Raw genomic sequence first — 990 nt, forward strand, 5'->3', positions numbered from 1 at the left:
GTGCTTGGCCCGGTACAGCGCGGCATCGGCGCGCGCCAGCAGCGCCTGGCTGCTCTCGCCGGCGCCGGCCTCGGCGACGCCGATGCTGACGGTCAGGCGCAGGCCCGGCACGATCGCGTCGAACGACTGCCGCTCCAGCACCTCGCGCAGCAGCCCGGCCAGCTCCCGTGCCTCGGCGCAGGCGGCGCCGGGCAGCAGCGCCAGGAATTCCTCGCCGCCGGTCCGGCCGAAGCTGTCGTTCCTGCGCAGGCTCTGCCGCAGGGTCGTGGCGACCAGCCGCAGCACCTGGTCGCCCGCCGCATGGCCATGCTCGTCGTTGATCCGCTTGAAGTGGTCCACGTCCAGCGCCAGCACCGACAGCGGCATGCGCCCGCCGCGCGGCAGCGCCGCCAGCGCAGTGTCGAGTTCGGCCAGGACCTGGCGCCGCGAGGCGACGCCGGTGAGGCTGTCGATCCGCACTTCGCGGCGTGCGCCGCGCAGGCGCCCGAGGGTCAGGAACAACACCCCGACGAGCACCGCCAGCAACAGCAGCGCCGCGCCCAGCAGCGCGCGCCGCAGGGTCGCCTCGCGCTCCATCGCCTGCAGCCGGTTACGCTGGGTTTCCGCCTTCTGCGCCAGTTGCAGCGCCGCCAGGTCGCGCTCGCGGCTTTCCGATTCGGCGATCAGGAACTGCGATTGCTCGCGCTGCATGCGCGTGTCCAGTTCCTGCTGCACGCGCATCTGCGCCTCGCGCGCATCCAGTGCCTGGCGCCAGGCGCCCAGCGCGCGCAAGGCGGTGGCCTTGAGGTCCAGCACGTCGCTGAGGCTGCGCAGGTCGCCGTTGGCGCGGTAGCCCTGCTCGGCCTGTTCGGCCAGCGCCAGCGCGGCCCGCGCATCGCCGCTGCGCTCGGCGATCAGCGCATCGACGTAATCGCGGCGCGCGCGCATCAGCCGCGTGGCGCCCATCGCGACCAGTTGCGCTTCGGCCTGCTGCCGCTGCGCCCGCGCCTG

At 74.1% G+C, this 990-nt stretch carries 1 protein-coding gene; it reads right to left on the reverse strand.

Going from position 1 to position 990, the window contains the following annotated elements:
• Nucleotides 1-990: GGDEF domain-containing protein (locus tag D180_RS22520; protein WP_017912746.1), on the reverse strand; the 990-nt coding region annotated here is incomplete at both ends.

The organism is Xanthomonas sp. SHU 166 (assembly GCF_000364685.1).
In the GTDB taxonomy this organism is placed as follows: Bacteria; Pseudomonadota; Gammaproteobacteria; order Xanthomonadales; family Xanthomonadaceae; genus Xanthomonas_A; species Xanthomonas_A sontii.